At 62.1% G+C, this 14,484-nt stretch carries 14 protein-coding genes; 7 read left to right on the top strand and 7 right to left on the bottom strand.

The window, feature by feature from the left end; genetic code table 11:
- Positions 1 to 74 precede the first annotated feature (74 nt).
- The 4 genes from MA04_RS11550 to MA04_RS11535 form a co-directional block, all read right to left on the bottom strand.
- Positions 75 to 407, bottom strand: coding sequence for a hypothetical protein (locus MA04_RS11550; protein ID WP_262460564.1), 333 nt, complete (start codon positions 405 to 407; stop codon positions 75 to 77).
- A gap of 224 nt (positions 408 to 631) precedes the next feature.
- A complete protein-coding gene (locus MA04_RS11545; protein ID WP_163127747.1) occupies positions 632 to 877 on the bottom strand; it encodes a hypothetical protein in 246 nt (81 codons plus the stop codon).
- Complete coding sequence (locus MA04_RS11540) at positions 874 to 1,842, bottom strand: DMT family transporter (RefSeq protein ID WP_163127749.1); 969 nt, start codon at positions 1,840 to 1,842, stop codon at positions 874 to 876. Before MA04_RS11540 ends, MA04_RS11545 begins: the two co-directional genes overlap by 4 nt.
- A gap of 192 nt (positions 1,843 to 2,034) precedes the next feature.
- The gene (locus MA04_RS11535; protein ID WP_205475489.1) at positions 2,035 to 2,502 is read right to left on the bottom strand and encodes a CopD family protein; all 468 of its coding nucleotides are present in this window, start codon (positions 2,500 to 2,502) and stop codon (positions 2,035 to 2,037) included.
- A gap of 319 nt (positions 2,503 to 2,821) precedes the next feature.
- Between MA04_RS11535 and MA04_RS11530 the strand changes: the two genes are divergently transcribed.
- The 5 genes from MA04_RS11530 to MA04_RS11510 all read left to right on the top strand — a co-directional run bounded on the left by MA04_RS11530 (position 2,822) and on the right by MA04_RS11510 (position 8,273).
- A complete protein-coding gene (locus tag MA04_RS11530; RefSeq protein ID WP_262460562.1) occupies positions 2,822 to 3,583 on the top strand; it encodes a M90 family metallopeptidase in 762 nt (253 codons plus the stop codon).
- A gap of 186 nt (positions 3,584 to 3,769) precedes the next feature.
- Positions 3,770 to 4,900: a glycosyltransferase family 4 protein gene (locus MA04_RS11525; protein ID WP_262460560.1), complete on the top strand. Its 1,131-nt coding sequence runs from the start codon at positions 3,770 to 3,772 to the stop codon at positions 4,898 to 4,900.
- The gene (locus MA04_RS11520; protein ID WP_262460558.1) at positions 4,884 to 5,657 is read left to right on the top strand and encodes a polysaccharide deacetylase family protein; all 774 of its coding nucleotides are present in this window, start codon (positions 4,884 to 4,886) and stop codon (positions 5,655 to 5,657) included. The genes MA04_RS11525 and MA04_RS11520 overlap by 17 nt, the downstream gene beginning before the upstream one ends.
- Positions 5,654 to 6,649: a lysylphosphatidylglycerol synthase transmembrane domain-containing protein gene (locus tag MA04_RS11515; protein ID WP_163127756.1), complete on the top strand. Its 996-nt coding sequence runs from the start codon at positions 5,654 to 5,656 to the stop codon at positions 6,647 to 6,649. Before MA04_RS11520 ends, MA04_RS11515 begins: the two co-directional genes overlap by 4 nt.
- Before the next feature lie 88 nt (positions 6,650 to 6,737).
- Positions 6,738 to 8,273, top strand: a complete 1,536-nt coding sequence (locus MA04_RS11510; RefSeq protein WP_262460556.1) for an alpha/beta hydrolase — start codon at positions 6,738 to 6,740, stop codon at positions 8,271 to 8,273.
- A 492-nt stretch (positions 8,274 to 8,765) separates the two neighbouring features.
- Here MA04_RS11510 and MA04_RS11505 read toward each other — a convergent pair whose 3' ends face one another.
- Positions 8,766 to 10,472 (bottom strand): sulfatase-like hydrolase/transferase, encoded by a 1,707-nt coding sequence (locus MA04_RS11505; protein ID WP_262460554.1) that lies wholly within the window; start codon positions 10,470 to 10,472, stop codon positions 8,766 to 8,768.
- A gap of 128 nt (positions 10,473 to 10,600) precedes the next feature.
- Between MA04_RS11505 and MA04_RS11500 the strand changes: the two genes are divergently transcribed.
- Positions 10,601 to 11,533: a LysR family transcriptional regulator gene (locus MA04_RS11500; protein WP_262460553.1), complete on the top strand. Its 933-nt coding sequence runs from the start codon at positions 10,601 to 10,603 to the stop codon at positions 11,531 to 11,533.
- A gap of 1 nt (position 11,534) precedes the next feature.
- Here MA04_RS11500 and MA04_RS11495 read toward each other — a convergent pair whose 3' ends face one another.
- The gene (locus MA04_RS11495) at positions 11,535 to 11,954 is read right to left on the bottom strand and encodes a PaaI family thioesterase (protein ID WP_262460551.1); all 420 of its coding nucleotides are present in this window, start codon (positions 11,952 to 11,954) and stop codon (positions 11,535 to 11,537) included.
- 167 nt (positions 11,955 to 12,121) lie between these two features.
- Between MA04_RS11495 and MA04_RS11490 the strand changes: the two genes are divergently transcribed.
- Positions 12,122 to 12,700, top strand: a complete 579-nt coding sequence (locus MA04_RS11490) for a TetR/AcrR family transcriptional regulator (protein WP_262460549.1) — start codon at positions 12,122 to 12,124, stop codon at positions 12,698 to 12,700.
- Between the two features lie 6 nt (positions 12,701 to 12,706).
- Here MA04_RS11490 and MA04_RS11485 read toward each other — a convergent pair whose 3' ends face one another.
- Positions 12,707 to 14,089 (bottom strand): MFS transporter, encoded by a 1,383-nt coding sequence (locus MA04_RS11485; protein WP_262460548.1) that lies wholly within the window; start codon positions 14,087 to 14,089, stop codon positions 12,707 to 12,709.
- Positions 14,090 to 14,484 lie beyond the last annotated feature (395 nt).

Below are 14,484 nucleotides of genomic sequence, written 5' to 3'. Positions count from 1 at the left end.
GTTTGTTCTCCATTAAAACCACTCTCCGCCGGGCGCGCGCACGAAGGTGTCGCCGTGTGGCGGTGTTGTTGGGGTCAGAGCGTGGAGAACGCGGGTGGGGCGCGGGGATCCTGTGGCCGATGGTGCTCGACAACCACCGCCGGGGGATGGTTCAGGGGAAGCGGGCCGAGGCGCGACGGTGTTGGCGTTGCCGACGGCAGCCACGGTAGTACAGCCGCGTTGCCGTCGTCATGGTGATCAGTGGCAAAAGCGTCGTTACGGACTTGATAGCCGGAGGGCAGGGCAAGTTGAGCGGCACCGTCGAGGGGCTGGGTGTGCGGTCCGCCTTTGCGGGCGTCAAACGCCTGACCGGAATGCGGCGCGGCAAGCAGCATCAGCACCCATAGCAGATGGGCGAGCAGGCTCACGGCCGGTGCACGGCGGTTGGAGCGAAGGCTGCGGGACGACGGAGCGGCCAAGTCGGGTGTCCGGTGGTGATGGATTCGGGATCGCCGGGTTAAACCGGCTTGATCCAGGCTAATGTTGGTAATGTTGGAGACTAGCGCCATCAAATGGGGGCGGCGAGTATCGGCTTCAACGGGGGTAATGGAAAATCGAAATCGTGATATAGAGTTGGCATTAATAAGATTGCCTATCCCATTGAAATTAAAGCAATTAAAATTCCAATCAACATCATCACCAAAAGCAATGTGGCCGCTATCGACAGGCCCCGGGCCCATAAGGTGAAGGGTCGGCCTATGGGATCCATACGGCCTTCGGCCATGGCCTTCAGATCCCTGTGCGCCCACCACCAGACCACCGGCCCCAATGGGACGAACAGCAACAAGCTGACCACGGCCAGTACCAGTAGCGGGCCGCCACGGTCCGGCTGGGTCACGCGCGGGCCGCCCGGCGCTGATCGATCCAGCGTTTGAGCACTCGGCGTATCGCGCCCCAGCGGTTGACCAGCAGCGCCAGGAAGATCATCGCGCAACCGCCCAGTTGGGTGGCGTTCATGGTTTCGCCGAACCACAGCGCCGCCAACAGCGCCGTCCACATCGGCTCCAGGATCATGATCACCACGCCATGACTGTGCATGGACAGGCTCTGCGCGTAGGTCTGCAGAAAGAACCGCGCGGCGGTACCCAGGGTGGCGCTGGCGATCACCCAGGCGGCAATCACCAGTCCCACTTCGCCGGAATGGAAAGTGGGTCTCCAGGGCTCCAGCAGCAAGGACGCGGTGCCGGTGACCAGGCCCACCGTGACCAGCACCACCGAGGTCAGCGCCAGCGCCGGTACCCGTTCGCGGGTGGTGATCCGGCCGCCGCTGCCGGTGATGGTGGCGTTATTGGCGGCGCGGGTGTTGAGGGTGAAAAACAACGCGAAAATCATCGCCGAGGCAAGGAAGAAAAACTGCCCCAGCTCGGCCTGGAAGCCGCCGTCCAGCGACAACAGCGCCAGCCCACACACCGCCACCGGCAGTGCCAGCCAGGTACTCAGCGGCGGCTGTTCCTTGAACACCAGGCGCGCCATTACCGGGACCAGCACCACACCAAGGCTGGTGATGAAAGCGCCTTCACCGACGTGATTGCCGTAGTGCAGCCCCATGATCCAGAAGCTCATGGCGGTGCCGAACACCATGCCCACCTGGACGCTGCGCCAGTACTTGTCCCGATTCATGCGGCGCAATTGCCGATGTCCCACCAAAGCCAGAATCAGACCGGCCAGCAGAAAACGCAGACACATGAACAAAAGCGGCGGCATCAGCAGCACCGCCTCCTTGGAGAACATCCAACTGACTGCCGCCAGCAAGGTCACGCAGACCAGCAGAAGATCCGATTTGGTCGAACTGGGAAGGGCCATAACTCCGCTACAAGTGTGGGACCGCATTGCACGGCGATGCGAATTCTAACACGGTGGCATGGCGGCTTCACCGGCACGGACCAGGAAGCCTCTGAAGAACGTCATGCCGGACTCGATCCGGCATCTCCCTCTACGAAGCCATGCGCCTTACAGAGGAAGATCTCGGGATGACGGGGTGTTTTTCACAGGTTCTTAGAAATAGGGGCCGGCGGCGGCGATGCTGATCACCAGCAGACCCAGTATCAGGTTGATGCCGACGATGCGCCGGATCTGTCCGATCTGAAAAGCGGCGTCGGCGTTATGACGGACCGTTACCGCCTGGCGCAGACGGCGAAAGGGAGCAAAGTAGACGTGGGCGAACAGCGCCATCATCACCAGGCCCAGTGCCAGCATGGTGTGCACATAGGCGCCGGTGGAACCCATGCCGCCATAGACGCCGAACACCATCCACAGGCCGGTGATCAGTAACACCGCCATGCAGCCCCATACCCAGCGGAAAAAACGGTCCAGAGTGTGCAGCCACAGGCGTGGCCGGGACTCCGGATCCAGAGTGGCGCCCATGGCGGGACGCAAAGCCATGTAAGCGAAAAACATGCCGCCGACCCAAATCACCGCCGCCAGTATATGCAGCACCAAAGGCACGGCCATGGACAACACCATCGTTTTCTCTCCCAGGGATAAAAGCGGATAAAGCGTCAGCACCGACGCAGGAACGGAGTGTAGCAGGAGGTGGGGAGGGCAGCACGACAATCGCGGCTCATGAACCACTGCCCACGTAACACGTCAGGCCGATTCGCTGGCAAGCCAGCTTCCCACGGAGCAATCCACGAAGCCGCTGTGGAAAGCTGCTTTAGCCGCGAATGGGCATATCCGTATTTTTGAAACAGCCTGCAATCGTTCCGTGCTTGTACGTGTCGTGGGAACGGGGCAAGCTGCCTGAGCGCTTCCGCGCGACCCTGTTCCACCTGCTGGACCTCTCATGTTTGACCGTACCCGTCTGTGGCTGGAAAACCGACGTTTGGCCCGTTTGCCGGTGACCCGGGAACAATGGGAAGACGCCGTTGCCGACTGGGCGCCAGCTCGGCGTTACCAGGGAGAGCGCCGCGAGCGGCTGTTCCAGCAGACGTTGCGTTTCCTGTTGCGTAAGGAGTTTCGCGGCGGCGGTGATTTCCAGGTGACTCCGGCCATGGAATTGAAGATCGCCACCATGGCGGTGGTGATGATCATGGGCCTGGATCTGGACTGGTACGACGGCTGGTACACGGTGATCGTCTATGAGGACGCTTTCGTCACACCGGGTGATGAAATGGACGAGTTCGGCATCGTTCACAGTGAGGGGCGGGTGCTGGCCGGGGAAGCCTGGGACCGGGGACCGGTGCTGCTGTCCTGGCAGGATGTGCAGGCGGCGTCATCGGAGCCGGGGTTCAATGTGGTGCTGCACGAGATGGCGCACAAGCTGGATATGCGCAGCGGCAGCGCCAATGGCGCGCCTCCTCTGCATCATGGCATGGACGCCCGGGTCTGGCACAACACCTTCACGCGAGCCTGGAGCGCGTTGGAACAGGCCGAGCGGGAGGGAGAGCCTTTTCTCGATCCCTATGCCCTGCAGGATCCGGGGGAGTTCTTCGCGGTGATCACGGAAAGCTTTTTCGAGACTCCGGAGCCCCTCGAACAGATTCTGCCGGAGGTCTATGGCCAGTTGGCGCAGTTCTATCGCCAGGACCCGCTGCACACCCGCTGACGCGTTTTACAACCCTTTACCAGCCTGGCCTCAGGGAATTCGCGGGGTTGTGAAATTTTTCCTCCTTTCCTATTGAACGCTTGCGCCGTTCGTCCTATCACAATATTGAAACCCCCGGGTCATTACCGGGTCACAAATCGGTGCGGTCCCGGGGCGCTCACCACAGGCGAGAGAAAGGAGTCACGCTTGAGAGTCGTCGATACCACTTTGTTTTATGCGCAGTCCAGCGGCGGGGTGCACACCTATGTGGACAGCAAGCGCAAGGGACTGTTGGCCAGGGACATGGAACATAAGGTGGTGTACCCGGGCGCGGCGGCAGTGATGCAAGGAGACTTCATTCAACTGCCGGCGCTCAACCTGCCAATGGCGCCGGGCTTTCGCTTTCCCACCCGGGTGGGGCAGTGGAGTCACATTATTGCCGGCTTGCAGCCCGACCTGATCGAGGCCGGCGATCCCTACACGCCCGCCTGGGCGGCACTCCGGGCGGCGCGAATGCTGGATGTGCCGGCGGTGGCGTTTTACCACTCCGATCTGATCACGCTCCTGCACAACCGCATCAGCCCGATGCTGGACGGGGCCACCCGTGCCTACCTCAGGAAGCTGTACGACGGATTCGATCTGGTGCTTAGTCCATCCCGGGTGATGGCCGAGCGGCTGTGGGACTGCGGGTTGCATAACGTGGAGGTACAGCCGTTGGGCGTGGACGCCCATACTTTCCACCCTAATCGTGCCGACCCTCTGGCCCGGGCGCGGTTGGGGCTCGGAGAGCACGAACGTTTATTGGTGTTCGCCGGCCGGGGCTCCCAGGAAAAACATTTGCCGGTGCTGTTCCACGCCTTGCGGAAACTGGGCTCGGGTTATCACCTGTTGCTGATCGGCACCGGCCCACAATCGGACGTGCCGGGTAATACCACTGTGTTCGAGGACTTCCTGCCGGCGACGGAAGTGGCGGCCTGGCTGGCGTCATCGGATGCGCTGCTGCACGCCGGGGATCAGGAAACCTTCGGGCTGGTCGCACTCGAGGCAATGGCTTCGGGCATCCCGGTGATTTGCGCCGACGGTGGCGCGTTGCCGGAAGTAGTGCCGGAGGGCTGCGGATTAAGAGTGCCGCCCCATGACGGGGTGGCCATGGCGGCGGCGGTACGTACCTTGTTCGAGGAGCACGACCCGGTGGCCATGGGCGAGCGGGCCCGCCGCCATGTGGAAGCGGAGCACGGCTGGGACAAGGTGGTGGACAGTCTGGTGCGCCACTATCGCAGGCTGGTTGGCGCCCGTCCTGAAACGCGGATATCGGAACACCATGGCCCCCAGACCTGATTCCCGCCCCGACAGTGCCTTCCTGTTGTCGCTGCACGATGTGTGTCCCGCGACCTGGGCGGATTATCAACCATTGCTGCGTGCTCTCGAACGCCACCCACGAATTCCGCTGACGTTGCTGGTGGTGCCGGACTTTCATGGCGGCGGGCGCTTTATCGAGGACAAGGCCTTTTGCCAGGCGCTGGAACAGCGCCGCCGGCGTGGTGACGAGTTGGTGTTGCACGGCTACTTCCACCATGACGACAGTCCGCCACCGACCACGCCGGGAGGCTGGGTGCGCCGGCGTTTGTTGACGCACGAAGGCGAGTTCGCCGCCCTCGACGGAGAAACGGCGGCAGCGCGCATACAGCGAGGTCTGGCGATGTTTCACCAGCTCGGCTGGCCGGCCCGCGGATTCGTGCCACCGGGATGGATGACCAGCGCCGGCTCCCGCGCCGCCATCGCCGAAGCCGGATTTACGTATTGGACCGACCGGGACGGCTTCCATTGCCCCGGCAGCGGCCTGTTTCTGCAGACACCAACACTGGTATGGTCGGCTCGCTCGCCGTGGCGCCGCGGGCTGTTCCAGGGGGTCAATCGGGCACGCGAATGGGCGCATCGCGCCGCACCGGTATTGCGTCTGGCGGTGCACCCGGTGGACATGCGCCACCAACGTTCACGGCGAGCCTGGATCACCACCATTGAGCGGCTGGCCGGTTGCCGCAGGGCGTTGACCAAATCCCAATGGCTGGACGAATTGACCGGGGAGACGGCGTGAGGCGCCGCTGGTGGCTGTTGCTCCTGGCTCTGGGGTTGGGAGCGCTGGTGCCGCTGGTGCTGGGGGGCGCCAGTGCCTTTCACGGGCTGACGCTTATTCCGGCGGGTTGGTTGCTGCTGATGGTGGCGATGATGTTCCTGTGCTGGAACCTCAATGCCTGGCGATTGCGCATCATGCTGGCGGATCGCGCCGAGGGGCTGGGCCACGGCGGTGCTCTCGCCACGGTGATGGCCACCGAGTGCGCGCTCAATGCCACCCCCGGCGGTAGCGGTGCGCCCTTTACGCTGGTGGCGCTGCTGCGCCGCTATCAGGTGACACCGGCCACCGCCACGGCGGTGTTCGCGGTGGATCAGATCACCGACCTGGTGGTGTTTCTGGTGTTGCTGCCGACGGTGGCGCTGTACGGGCTGAGCCGTTATCTGGATCTGGAGGGCTGGTGGCAACTGGCTTTGCCGATGGTGCTGCTGGGTCTGGCATTGCTGCTGTGTTGGGCGGTGGCGAACCGCTTCAGTGACATCCTGCGTTTCACCGACCCCTGGCTGGAACGCTGGCAGGTGCCGTTGCGGCGGCGTCGCGCTCTGGCCCGGGCATTGCTGCGCTTCCGCCAGAGCATGGTGGAAACACTGCGAGTGCCGCGCCGCCGGTTGATGGCCCTGTTCGGCCTGTGTCTGGCGCACTGGCTACTGCGTTATTCGGTGATATATCTCACCGTGCTGGCGCTGGGCAAACATGTGGACTGGGTGTACGGCTTCTTTGTACAGATGATGGCGATGGGAGCAGGGTATCTGACCTTGCTGCCCGGCGGCGCCGGCGGGGCGGAGGTCGCCGGTGCCGCCTTGCTGACGCCCTGGCTGGGAGCGGTGAGCACCGCCACGGTGTTGCTGGTGTGGCGGTTCATGACCTTTTATCTGTACTTGCTGGTCGGCGGCGGCTGTCTTCTGGCACTGGCTGGCCGCGAAGCAACGGCGATGCTGGGGCACGGGGAACGCTGATTTATGTGATTGACGTCACATTTTAATCCGTGCTCTATTCAGGGCGGGAATGACCAAAACCAAATAACAACACAATAAGGATTTCAGTATGCCAGCCACCCCCAGCGTGACTGGCCGGACCCGTTTGTCAGGTGTAGTGCTGCTTGCCGTCAGCCTGATGATGTTGTCCGGCTGCGCCCGGCTTTTCCCCAAACCCCAATATGATCAGACTAACCCTAAACGATTGCACCATATCGGCAGTGATCTCAATGGGGCCTATGACCCTTACTCACGCCAGCACGAAGCCAATTTCAAATCCGTCGAGCGCTTCAACGCGGAGCGTTCCAAGACGAAGATAAACGAGATGGAAAAAAGCAGGGTGGCGATGGAGGACGTTGGCAACCGCGCCCTTTATGCAGAGTATCAGGCTTTGCTCGATGACATCGAAGCGGACATGTTGTCCTGGGCGCGAAAACGGGAAAAATGTGGCGGCCACGTTGTTAAAGTGTTGTTGTTTTTCCACGGCGGATTGAATCATCCCGCCAATAACGACAAGCGCCTGGAAAGGCGGCTGGCGGAGATACAACTGGACGGTTTCTATCCGCTCTATGTCAGTTGGCGTTCCGGCGCTTTCGTGTCGTTCTGGGATCGCTTCACCGCGGTGCGCAATGGCGGCATCGCTACGGGGCCTGTGGCGCCGGTACGTGGTACCATCTATACCCTCAGTGATGCTCTGAGCGGTTTGGCGAAAGCGCCGGAGACCGGCTGGGATGTGGCGGCCAACAGCCTCGCCGCCGCCGATGCGAGGCAGCGGGGCATGGACCGAGATCGCTCTGATTACCTCCCTAGTGACGCGCTCTACTGGCCGGCCAGCGACCCTTATTCCTTTCTGGATCAGACCCGGTATCGCGCTGGCCAGGTGTTGCCGGGCGTGGTCCGTCTGGTCACCACGCCGGTGGTCCAGGGCCTTGGCACACCGGCCTGGAGCATGATGCTGCGCCGCACCAAGCACTTGACCACCATGGAGGCGGACGTTCTCGGCTACAACGAGAGCTATTGTGGCGAGGACTGCGCGGTGGAAGGCAATGGCGTGGTGGCGGTGCTGGCGCGGCGTCTTGATGCGCTGAATCAGCGTTTGCCGGCCGGCATGACCATGGAGATCACGCTGGTGGGGCATAGCATGGGGGCCATCGTCGCCAATGAACTGGTGTCGCTGTACCCGCAACTGCCGTATAAAACCATCGTTCACATGGGCGCCGCCGACAGCAACCGCAACTGGATCGATAAAACCTATCCGTGGCTCAAGGCTCACGCCGATGATCCCGGCGTCGCCTTCTATAATCTGACGCTGCATCCGACCAGCGAGGAACGGGAGGTCAACGGTTTTTTTCTGATTCCCAACGGCAGTTTGCTGGTATGGCTGGATGACATGCTGACGCAACCGGATCATATGCTGGACCGCCGCTCCGGCCGCTGGACCAACGCCCGTCACCTGCTTCCGTTTTACGAGGACGCGGGCAATGCCTACCTGAAAGTCTTTCCCGCCAACGACGACAGTGTGCCGCAGAATCACGGCGATTTCGGCAAGTTCCGTTATTGGCGGGAGGACTTCTATTGGGGACGGGAGCAGGAACGGGCCGGTTAAAAGCCGGGAGCGATTTTAAAGGTGATGGTCGCGGCGCGAAAACTTCCCTCCATCAGGGACGCTGGGCTGCGTTATACCTTTGCGGGAACGTCGTGAAGCAGGGTCCCGCAAAGGTATAACGCAGCCCAGCTTCGAGGTGACGGGCAAGCATTGGTGTTCTTAACAAGCGTCTCAGCGGCGACGATGGAAGAGATGGAGCGATCTCCTCATTCCGCAAGGTTCGTCGTGCTTGGGACCCCAGATGTTGGGATTCACTCGAAGCGGATCTGTACGGGGGGCTTCCGGGACCCTGTTTGACAGGGACGTCAAACCGGGAGCCTACAAGGAGGTATTCACGGCGTTCCCGGAAGCCCCCCGCGCAGATCCGCGTCTCCGATAGTGGGCAATCCCATTTTGCTCTGATACCACGGCGAATAAAAAAAACGGTCCCATGCCGTTTCACATGGGACCGCCATAAAAAGCACCGCGGGGGAGCCGCGGTGTTGTTCTCCGTCAAAGTCGGTAAAGAAACGTCGGACCGGGAAATTCCTGGCCCTCGTCCTTGCCAATCTCGGCGGCCACCAGTTGGTTGGTCTTTTCGTTCATGGCCATCAGCAGAGGCTTTACCTTCTCCGGGTCGGCCGCGAGATTGTTGAGCTCATCCGGATCGGAATGAGTGTCATACAACTCCAGATCGTTATGTGCTCGCAGCGTTTCCCAGTCCGTCGGCGTGTGATGGCTGTCGGGACTGAAATAGCGCGCGAACTTATAGCGGCCGTCGTGCACCCCCCTATGCAGGCCCCGATTACCCAATTCGGGGCCCAGGCGCAGTTGCTTGAAAAAGTCGGCGAGCATGGCCATGGGGGTGATCTCGTCGCCCTCTTTGGCCAGCCGCCGGGTTGCTTCCGGATCGGTATAGAGCAGTACGCCATAGGCGAACAGCACGCCCCGATCGTCTCGTTCGGTGGTTTTGCCGTTGAGTGCCGGGCTCAGGTCCACTCCCGGTGTTTCGCTCTTGTGCTTGCCCGCGCTGGCGAGCCCCACCAGGGTGGGCAGCAAATCCACCGTGCTGCCCAGGTTGTCCACCCGGCGTCCGCCCTGCACATCCGGATGGCGGATGATCAGGGGAACGCGGCTGTTTTCCTTGTAGATCAGCGGGCCTTTCTGGCGCAGTCCCTGGGCGCCTGCCATTTCGCCGTGGTCGGCGGTATAGACGATGATGGTGTTTTCCCACTGGCCGCTGGCCTTGAGCGCCTGCAACACGTGCTCCACCTGACGGGACACATCGCGAATGCAGTTGAAGTAGTAGCTTTGGTTGGCGCGCCAGGCGGCTTCGTCCTGTTTATCGATGTGGCCATAAATGGCATCGAGTACTTGGGCGTAAGAGCGGTGGCACCAGGGTTTGTCGATCAGATTGGCGCGATGGAAGGAGCGCGGTAGCGGAATATGGCGCCAATCCGCCTCGTACACCGGGTCGTTGGGCGGCGGCCGCAGCGGCGCCATGAAATCCGGATTGACCCGCGATTGTTCCTGTCGTGCGCCGCTGGAGAAGAACATGATGTCGTGGGGATTGACGAAATTCACTGCCAGCATCCACGGTTTGTCCAACTGATGACTGCGCCGTGCCAGCCAGTGGCTGGCCTCGCCGGCCACCATGCGATCGGCCAGATAACCCTGCCATACCGAGCCGTGCACATCGCCGGTGAGGTTGTAGTCGTGAAAGCCGTGCTCCTCCAGAGCTTTATCGCGGCTCGGGTAGCTGCCATAGAGCAGACCCGGACCGTCCTCAATATCCGACAGGTGCCATTTGCCCTTATAGGCGGTGTGATAGCCCATCTCCTGAAAGAAGTGGCCGACGGTGGGCAGGTCCGGATTCAGAGTAGGAAAGGGCGGAGCATGCAGATTGGCGGTCATGCCGGTATGCATGGTGTGTTGTCCGGTGTACATCACCGAACGCGAAGGCGAGCACGGAGATGTGTTCACATGATACTGATTGAAACCCACCCCTTCCGCGAGCAGGGTTCGATGGGCCGGCAGATCCAGCTCCGCTGGCAGATCCATCCAGGACCGCTCCTGATCCGACACCAGTAGCAGTACGTTGAGAGGACGGTCGCCGCGGACCGGCGATGGCGTGCGAGCGCCGGCGGGACGGCTGACGCCTAGCGCGGCCGCCCCCAGGGCCAGCTGTTTGAGAACGGTGCGCCGATCCGGTCCGGTCATGATGTTCCCTGTTATTGATTATTGGATGAGCGGAGTATGCCGGGATCATTGATAAACAGGGTGAATAAATCCATTCTCTTTATTTATGATTCTCCCAGTATGACCGAATGACAATAAGGAGAGTGGCGATGTGGCCCTTGCAGCAGCTGGTTCAGTTCCGGGCGGTGTATGAGCATGACAGCCTGTCGGCGGCGGCGCGGGCGCTGGGTATGTCGCAACCGGCGTTGAGCCACAGCCTGAGTAAGTTGGAGGCGCGTGTGGGCGGGGCTCTGTTTCAGCGGCACACGCGGTCCTTGCGCCCCACGGAATTGGCGCGAGCACTGTATAAACAGGCGGGCAGGGTGCTCGACGAAGTGGCCGGGCTGGACCTGCTGGTGGCCCGTTTCCATGAAGGGCGCAGTGGTCTGGTGCGGGTCGGCTGCGGGCCCTTCGCGCCGGATATTCTCGGCCAGAGTCTGGCCGGGCCACTACGACGTGAGGGCAGCGGCATCCGGCTGGATCTGCACGCGGATCAGTTTGACGCCCTGCAGGAAGGGCTGTACGCCTACCGGTACGACTTTCTGGTCTATGACCGCCCGCAGCTGGAAACCCTGGCGGATCAAGCTGATACGGTGGTTCAGCCGTTGCGTCATTTGCCGCTGCGGGCGGTGGCGCCGACGGCCTGGGTCCGCGAGGAGAAAGAACCGGTCGGTGAAGATCCTGCCGCTGCCCAAGCATTCATGGCGCGCATGCCATGGGCATTGCCGATTGTGCCCACGGAGTATCGGCAAAGGCTGTCGCCTTGGTTTCAGGCCTTGCTGGAGCAGCGCAAGGGCGCCGAATATCAGATGGCGGCGATCAGTTCCTGCCTGGCATTGTGCCGGGCCGGCCAGGCAATCACGGTGGCGCCGGATCTGCTGATCGAGGCGGATATCGCCTCGGGACATCTGCTGGCGCTGCCTTTGGATACCGGCGTGCGGGTCGATGTCAGTGCCTGCCGGCTGCGCTCTCATCCGTTGTCCGACGCCGCGGCGCGGGTCTGGCAACTGCTGGTCAAAGGCGGCGATTCACCCTGGCGCTAACTCAACTGGCGGGCGGTGGACTGCGGACGATGGTGCCCTGGGCCACCACGCAGAGTTTGCGCTGCTCATCACGGCAATCGTAAATGTCGCAACGAACCACGGCCTGATTACGGCCGGCATGAATCACCGTGGCCTCCGCCAGCAGGGTGTCGCCGCCAGCGGGGCGCAGGTAGTTGATCTTGAATTCCGAGGAAAACACCAGCGGCTCCAGAACCGTGCCACCGGCGAACGCCAGCGCGTTATCGGCCAGATAGCTCAGGACGCCGCCGTGGACGAAGCCGTATTGCTGGCGCAGATCGTCCTTCACCTTCAGGCGCAGAGTCGCTTTTCCCCGCTGATAGTCCAGTAATTCCGTCCCCAACAGGGCACTGAAGGCTTGCTCGGCCAGGACCTGCCGGGCCTGCTGCAAAGAGGCGTGCATGGAGAGTCTCCCGGGTTCGGGGCATCACCGGAATGGCGATACCATGAATGGAGCATTACTCTAGAGATATGCTCCAGAAGCGTCAATCCACTCAGGTTGTGCCTTGTTGCGAATCGCATTAGGGTGCTTTCCTTTCTACTTTCCACCGCCACTGCCGAGGGCCGGGAATGCCGAGTTCGGATACACGTGACAAGATCGTTGCCGCGGCCTTGGCCACTTTCGTGGAAAAGGGCGTGGCCAACGCTACCATGCAGGCGATTCGTGAGCGGGCCGAGGTGAGCAATGGCAGCCTGTTTCACTTCTTCGCCAACAAGCAGAGCCTGTGCGAGGCGGTATACCTGGAGGGGATCCGGGACTATCAGAGCGGCCTGGCGGCACAGTTGGAGCAGGGCGGTGGCGCTCGTGACGTCGTCGCGGCGGTGTTGCGTTACCACCTGGAATGGACCGAGGGAAACCGTGACTGGGCGCGATTCCTGTCCGAGCGCGGCTACACGGGATGGGGCGAGGATCTGGCGCGTCAGGTGGAACAGGCCAATACCGCGTTGATGTCGACGGTCTCCGCCTGGGTGCGGCGGCACGTGGCGGAGGGCACACTCAAACCCGTGTCCCCGGAGGTGGTGGTGGCCACCCTGCTGGGGCCGGCCCAGTTGCTGTGCCGGGCCTGGTTGGCGTCGGAGAGCGCCGCCGCGCCAACCACCCATCTGCGGGAATTGGTGGCCGTGACCTGGAGTGCGCTGGCCGTCTGAGTCCGGCTACAGCCGGGGTGTGGAGCGGATCCTGAACAGGCTGATTGCCGCGGCGATGGCGGCAAAGGCGGCGGCCATGATCAACGCCGGAGTGATGCCGTTGGTCAACTGTCCGAACACCAGGGCGGTGAGCGCCGCGCCCAGGGTCTGTCCTATCAACCGGGTGGTACCCTGCATGCCGCCGGCACCACCGCTACGTTCCCTTGGCGCCGACCCGATCATGGCGCGATTATTGGGCGCCTGAAACAGTCCGAAACCAATACCGCACAGCGCCATGGATCCCAGCAGCGCAGGCAATGGCGGTTGTTCCGGCAGCGCGGCAAGTAATAGTAATCCGGTCATTTGCAGCAGCAGTCCGAGGGAACACAGCACGCCAATGGGATAACGATCCGCCAATCGCCCAGCGATGGGGGCGGTGACCGCCACCGCCGCCGGCCAAGGTGTCATCAGCAACCCGGTTTCCACCGCGCTGTAGCCGAGAATGTCATGCAGATAAAAGGGCAGAGCGATGAACGCCGCCATCTGGCTGGTGAAGGCGCAAAACGAGGTGCCGATGGCCAGCGCGAACGGCGGAATACGTAGCAAGTCCACCGGCAGCAGCGGCGAGGACTGGGACAGCTGCCGGCGTACCAGCAACGCGATCACCACCAGCGAGGCGGCCAGCGCCAGCGCCGCCACGGTGCCACCCATGCCATGGGCGAGACTGTCCACCGCCATGACCAGCAAGCCGATACCCAGTGCATTGAGGAGCGCGCTGCCCCAGTCAAAGCGGCGCGGAGCCTGGCCGGTCTCGGGCAGATTGTGGCGGGCCAGCACGAAGGCCAGACAGCCCAAGGGGATGTTCACCGCGAACAGCCAGGACCAGGATCCCACCGACAGAATGCCGGAGGCCACGGTGGGGCCGACCGCCGAGGATAAGGCCACCACCATGGCGATCAGACCGATGCCCCGGCCCAATAAGCGTGACGGATAGATAAAGCGCACCAGAGCGGCATTGACGCTCATGACCCCGGCCGCGCCCAGCCCCTGAAAAAAACGGGCGGCGGTGAGGGTTACCAGGGAATCAGCAAGCGTGCACACCAGGGAGGCAATAGTGAACACCGCCAGCCCGCTCTGATAGACGCGGCGATAACCGACGATGTCACCCAGTGACGACAGCGGCAGCAAGGTGGTGGCCACGGCGAGCAGATAGGCATTGACGACCCACACCGACTGCGACGGACTGATCTCCAGATCCCGGGCAATGGTGGGCAGCGCCACGTTGACGATGTTGCTGTCCAACACTGCCAGGCCGACGCTTACCACGATAGCGAACATGGCCCAGCGTCGTTGCTCCGTGGGCAGGCCGTCCTGGTCCGAACGGGGCTGGCCCGATGTACTGTCAGGCAAGAAAAAAACTCCTGGCGCAAGCGTTCAAAAGATCACAAAAAAATCATCATACCCGGTTGAAGGTGGGATGCCACGGGGAGAAACAATGGGTCTGTACGGAGGCCTTCCAGACTCCGGTAACGTCGATCGCCGGCACAGAAGGGACCTGTGGGAGCTTGCCTGCAAGCGAATGGGCGTCAGGGCCTCAAGATTCGCTTGCGGGCAAGCTCTCACAGCGGCTTCGGTGAAAGGACATCCGCACTCGCCGGTTACCTCGAAGCAGAGCCCCGTTATACCTTTGCGGGACCCTGCTTCACGGCGTTCTCGCAAAGGTATAACGCGGCTCCGCGTCCCTGATGGAGTAATTAATGCCGGTCATAAAAAAGGTTCATCGCGGATTACCGGGAAAAGCGGCT

This window comes from Alloalcanivorax balearicus MACL04 (genome assembly GCF_025532145.1).
In the GTDB taxonomy this organism is placed as follows: Bacteria; Pseudomonadota; Gammaproteobacteria; order Pseudomonadales; family Alcanivoracaceae; genus Alloalcanivorax; species Alloalcanivorax balearicus.
The sequence above is the reverse complement of the archived record's forward strand: the minus strand, read 5'-3'. Positions and strand labels throughout refer to the sequence as shown.

Excerpts from the sequence above, each read along its gene's own strand:
- MA04_RS11540 (WP_163127749.1), bottom strand. The coding sequence starts at position 1,842 with ATGGCCCTTCCCAGTTCGACCAAATCGGATCTTCTGCTGGTCTGCGTG.
- MA04_RS11535 (WP_205475489.1), bottom strand. The coding sequence starts at position 2,502 with ATGGTGTTGTCCATGGCCGTGCCTTTGGTGCTGCATATACTGGCGGCG.
- MA04_RS11530 (WP_262460562.1), top strand. The coding sequence starts at position 2,822 with ATGTTTGACCGTACCCGTCTGTGGCTGGAAAACCGACGTTTGGCCCGT.
- MA04_RS11520 (WP_262460558.1), top strand. The coding sequence starts at position 4,884 with ATGGCCCCCAGACCTGATTCCCGCCCCGACAGTGCCTTCCTGTTGTCG.
- MA04_RS11510 (WP_262460556.1), top strand. The coding sequence starts at position 6,738 with ATGCCAGCCACCCCCAGCGTGACTGGCCGGACCCGTTTGTCAGGTGTA.
- MA04_RS11505 (WP_262460554.1), bottom strand. The coding sequence starts at position 10,472 with ATGACCGGACCGGATCGGCGCACCGTTCTCAAACAGCTGGCCCTGGGG.
- MA04_RS11500 (WP_262460553.1), top strand. The coding sequence starts at position 10,601 with ATGTGGCCCTTGCAGCAGCTGGTTCAGTTCCGGGCGGTGTATGAGCAT.
- MA04_RS11495 (WP_262460551.1), bottom strand. The coding sequence starts at position 11,954 with ATGCACGCCTCTTTGCAGCAGGCCCGGCAGGTCCTGGCCGAGCAAGCC.
- MA04_RS11490 (WP_262460549.1), top strand. The coding sequence starts at position 12,122 with ATGCCGAGTTCGGATACACGTGACAAGATCGTTGCCGCGGCCTTGGCC.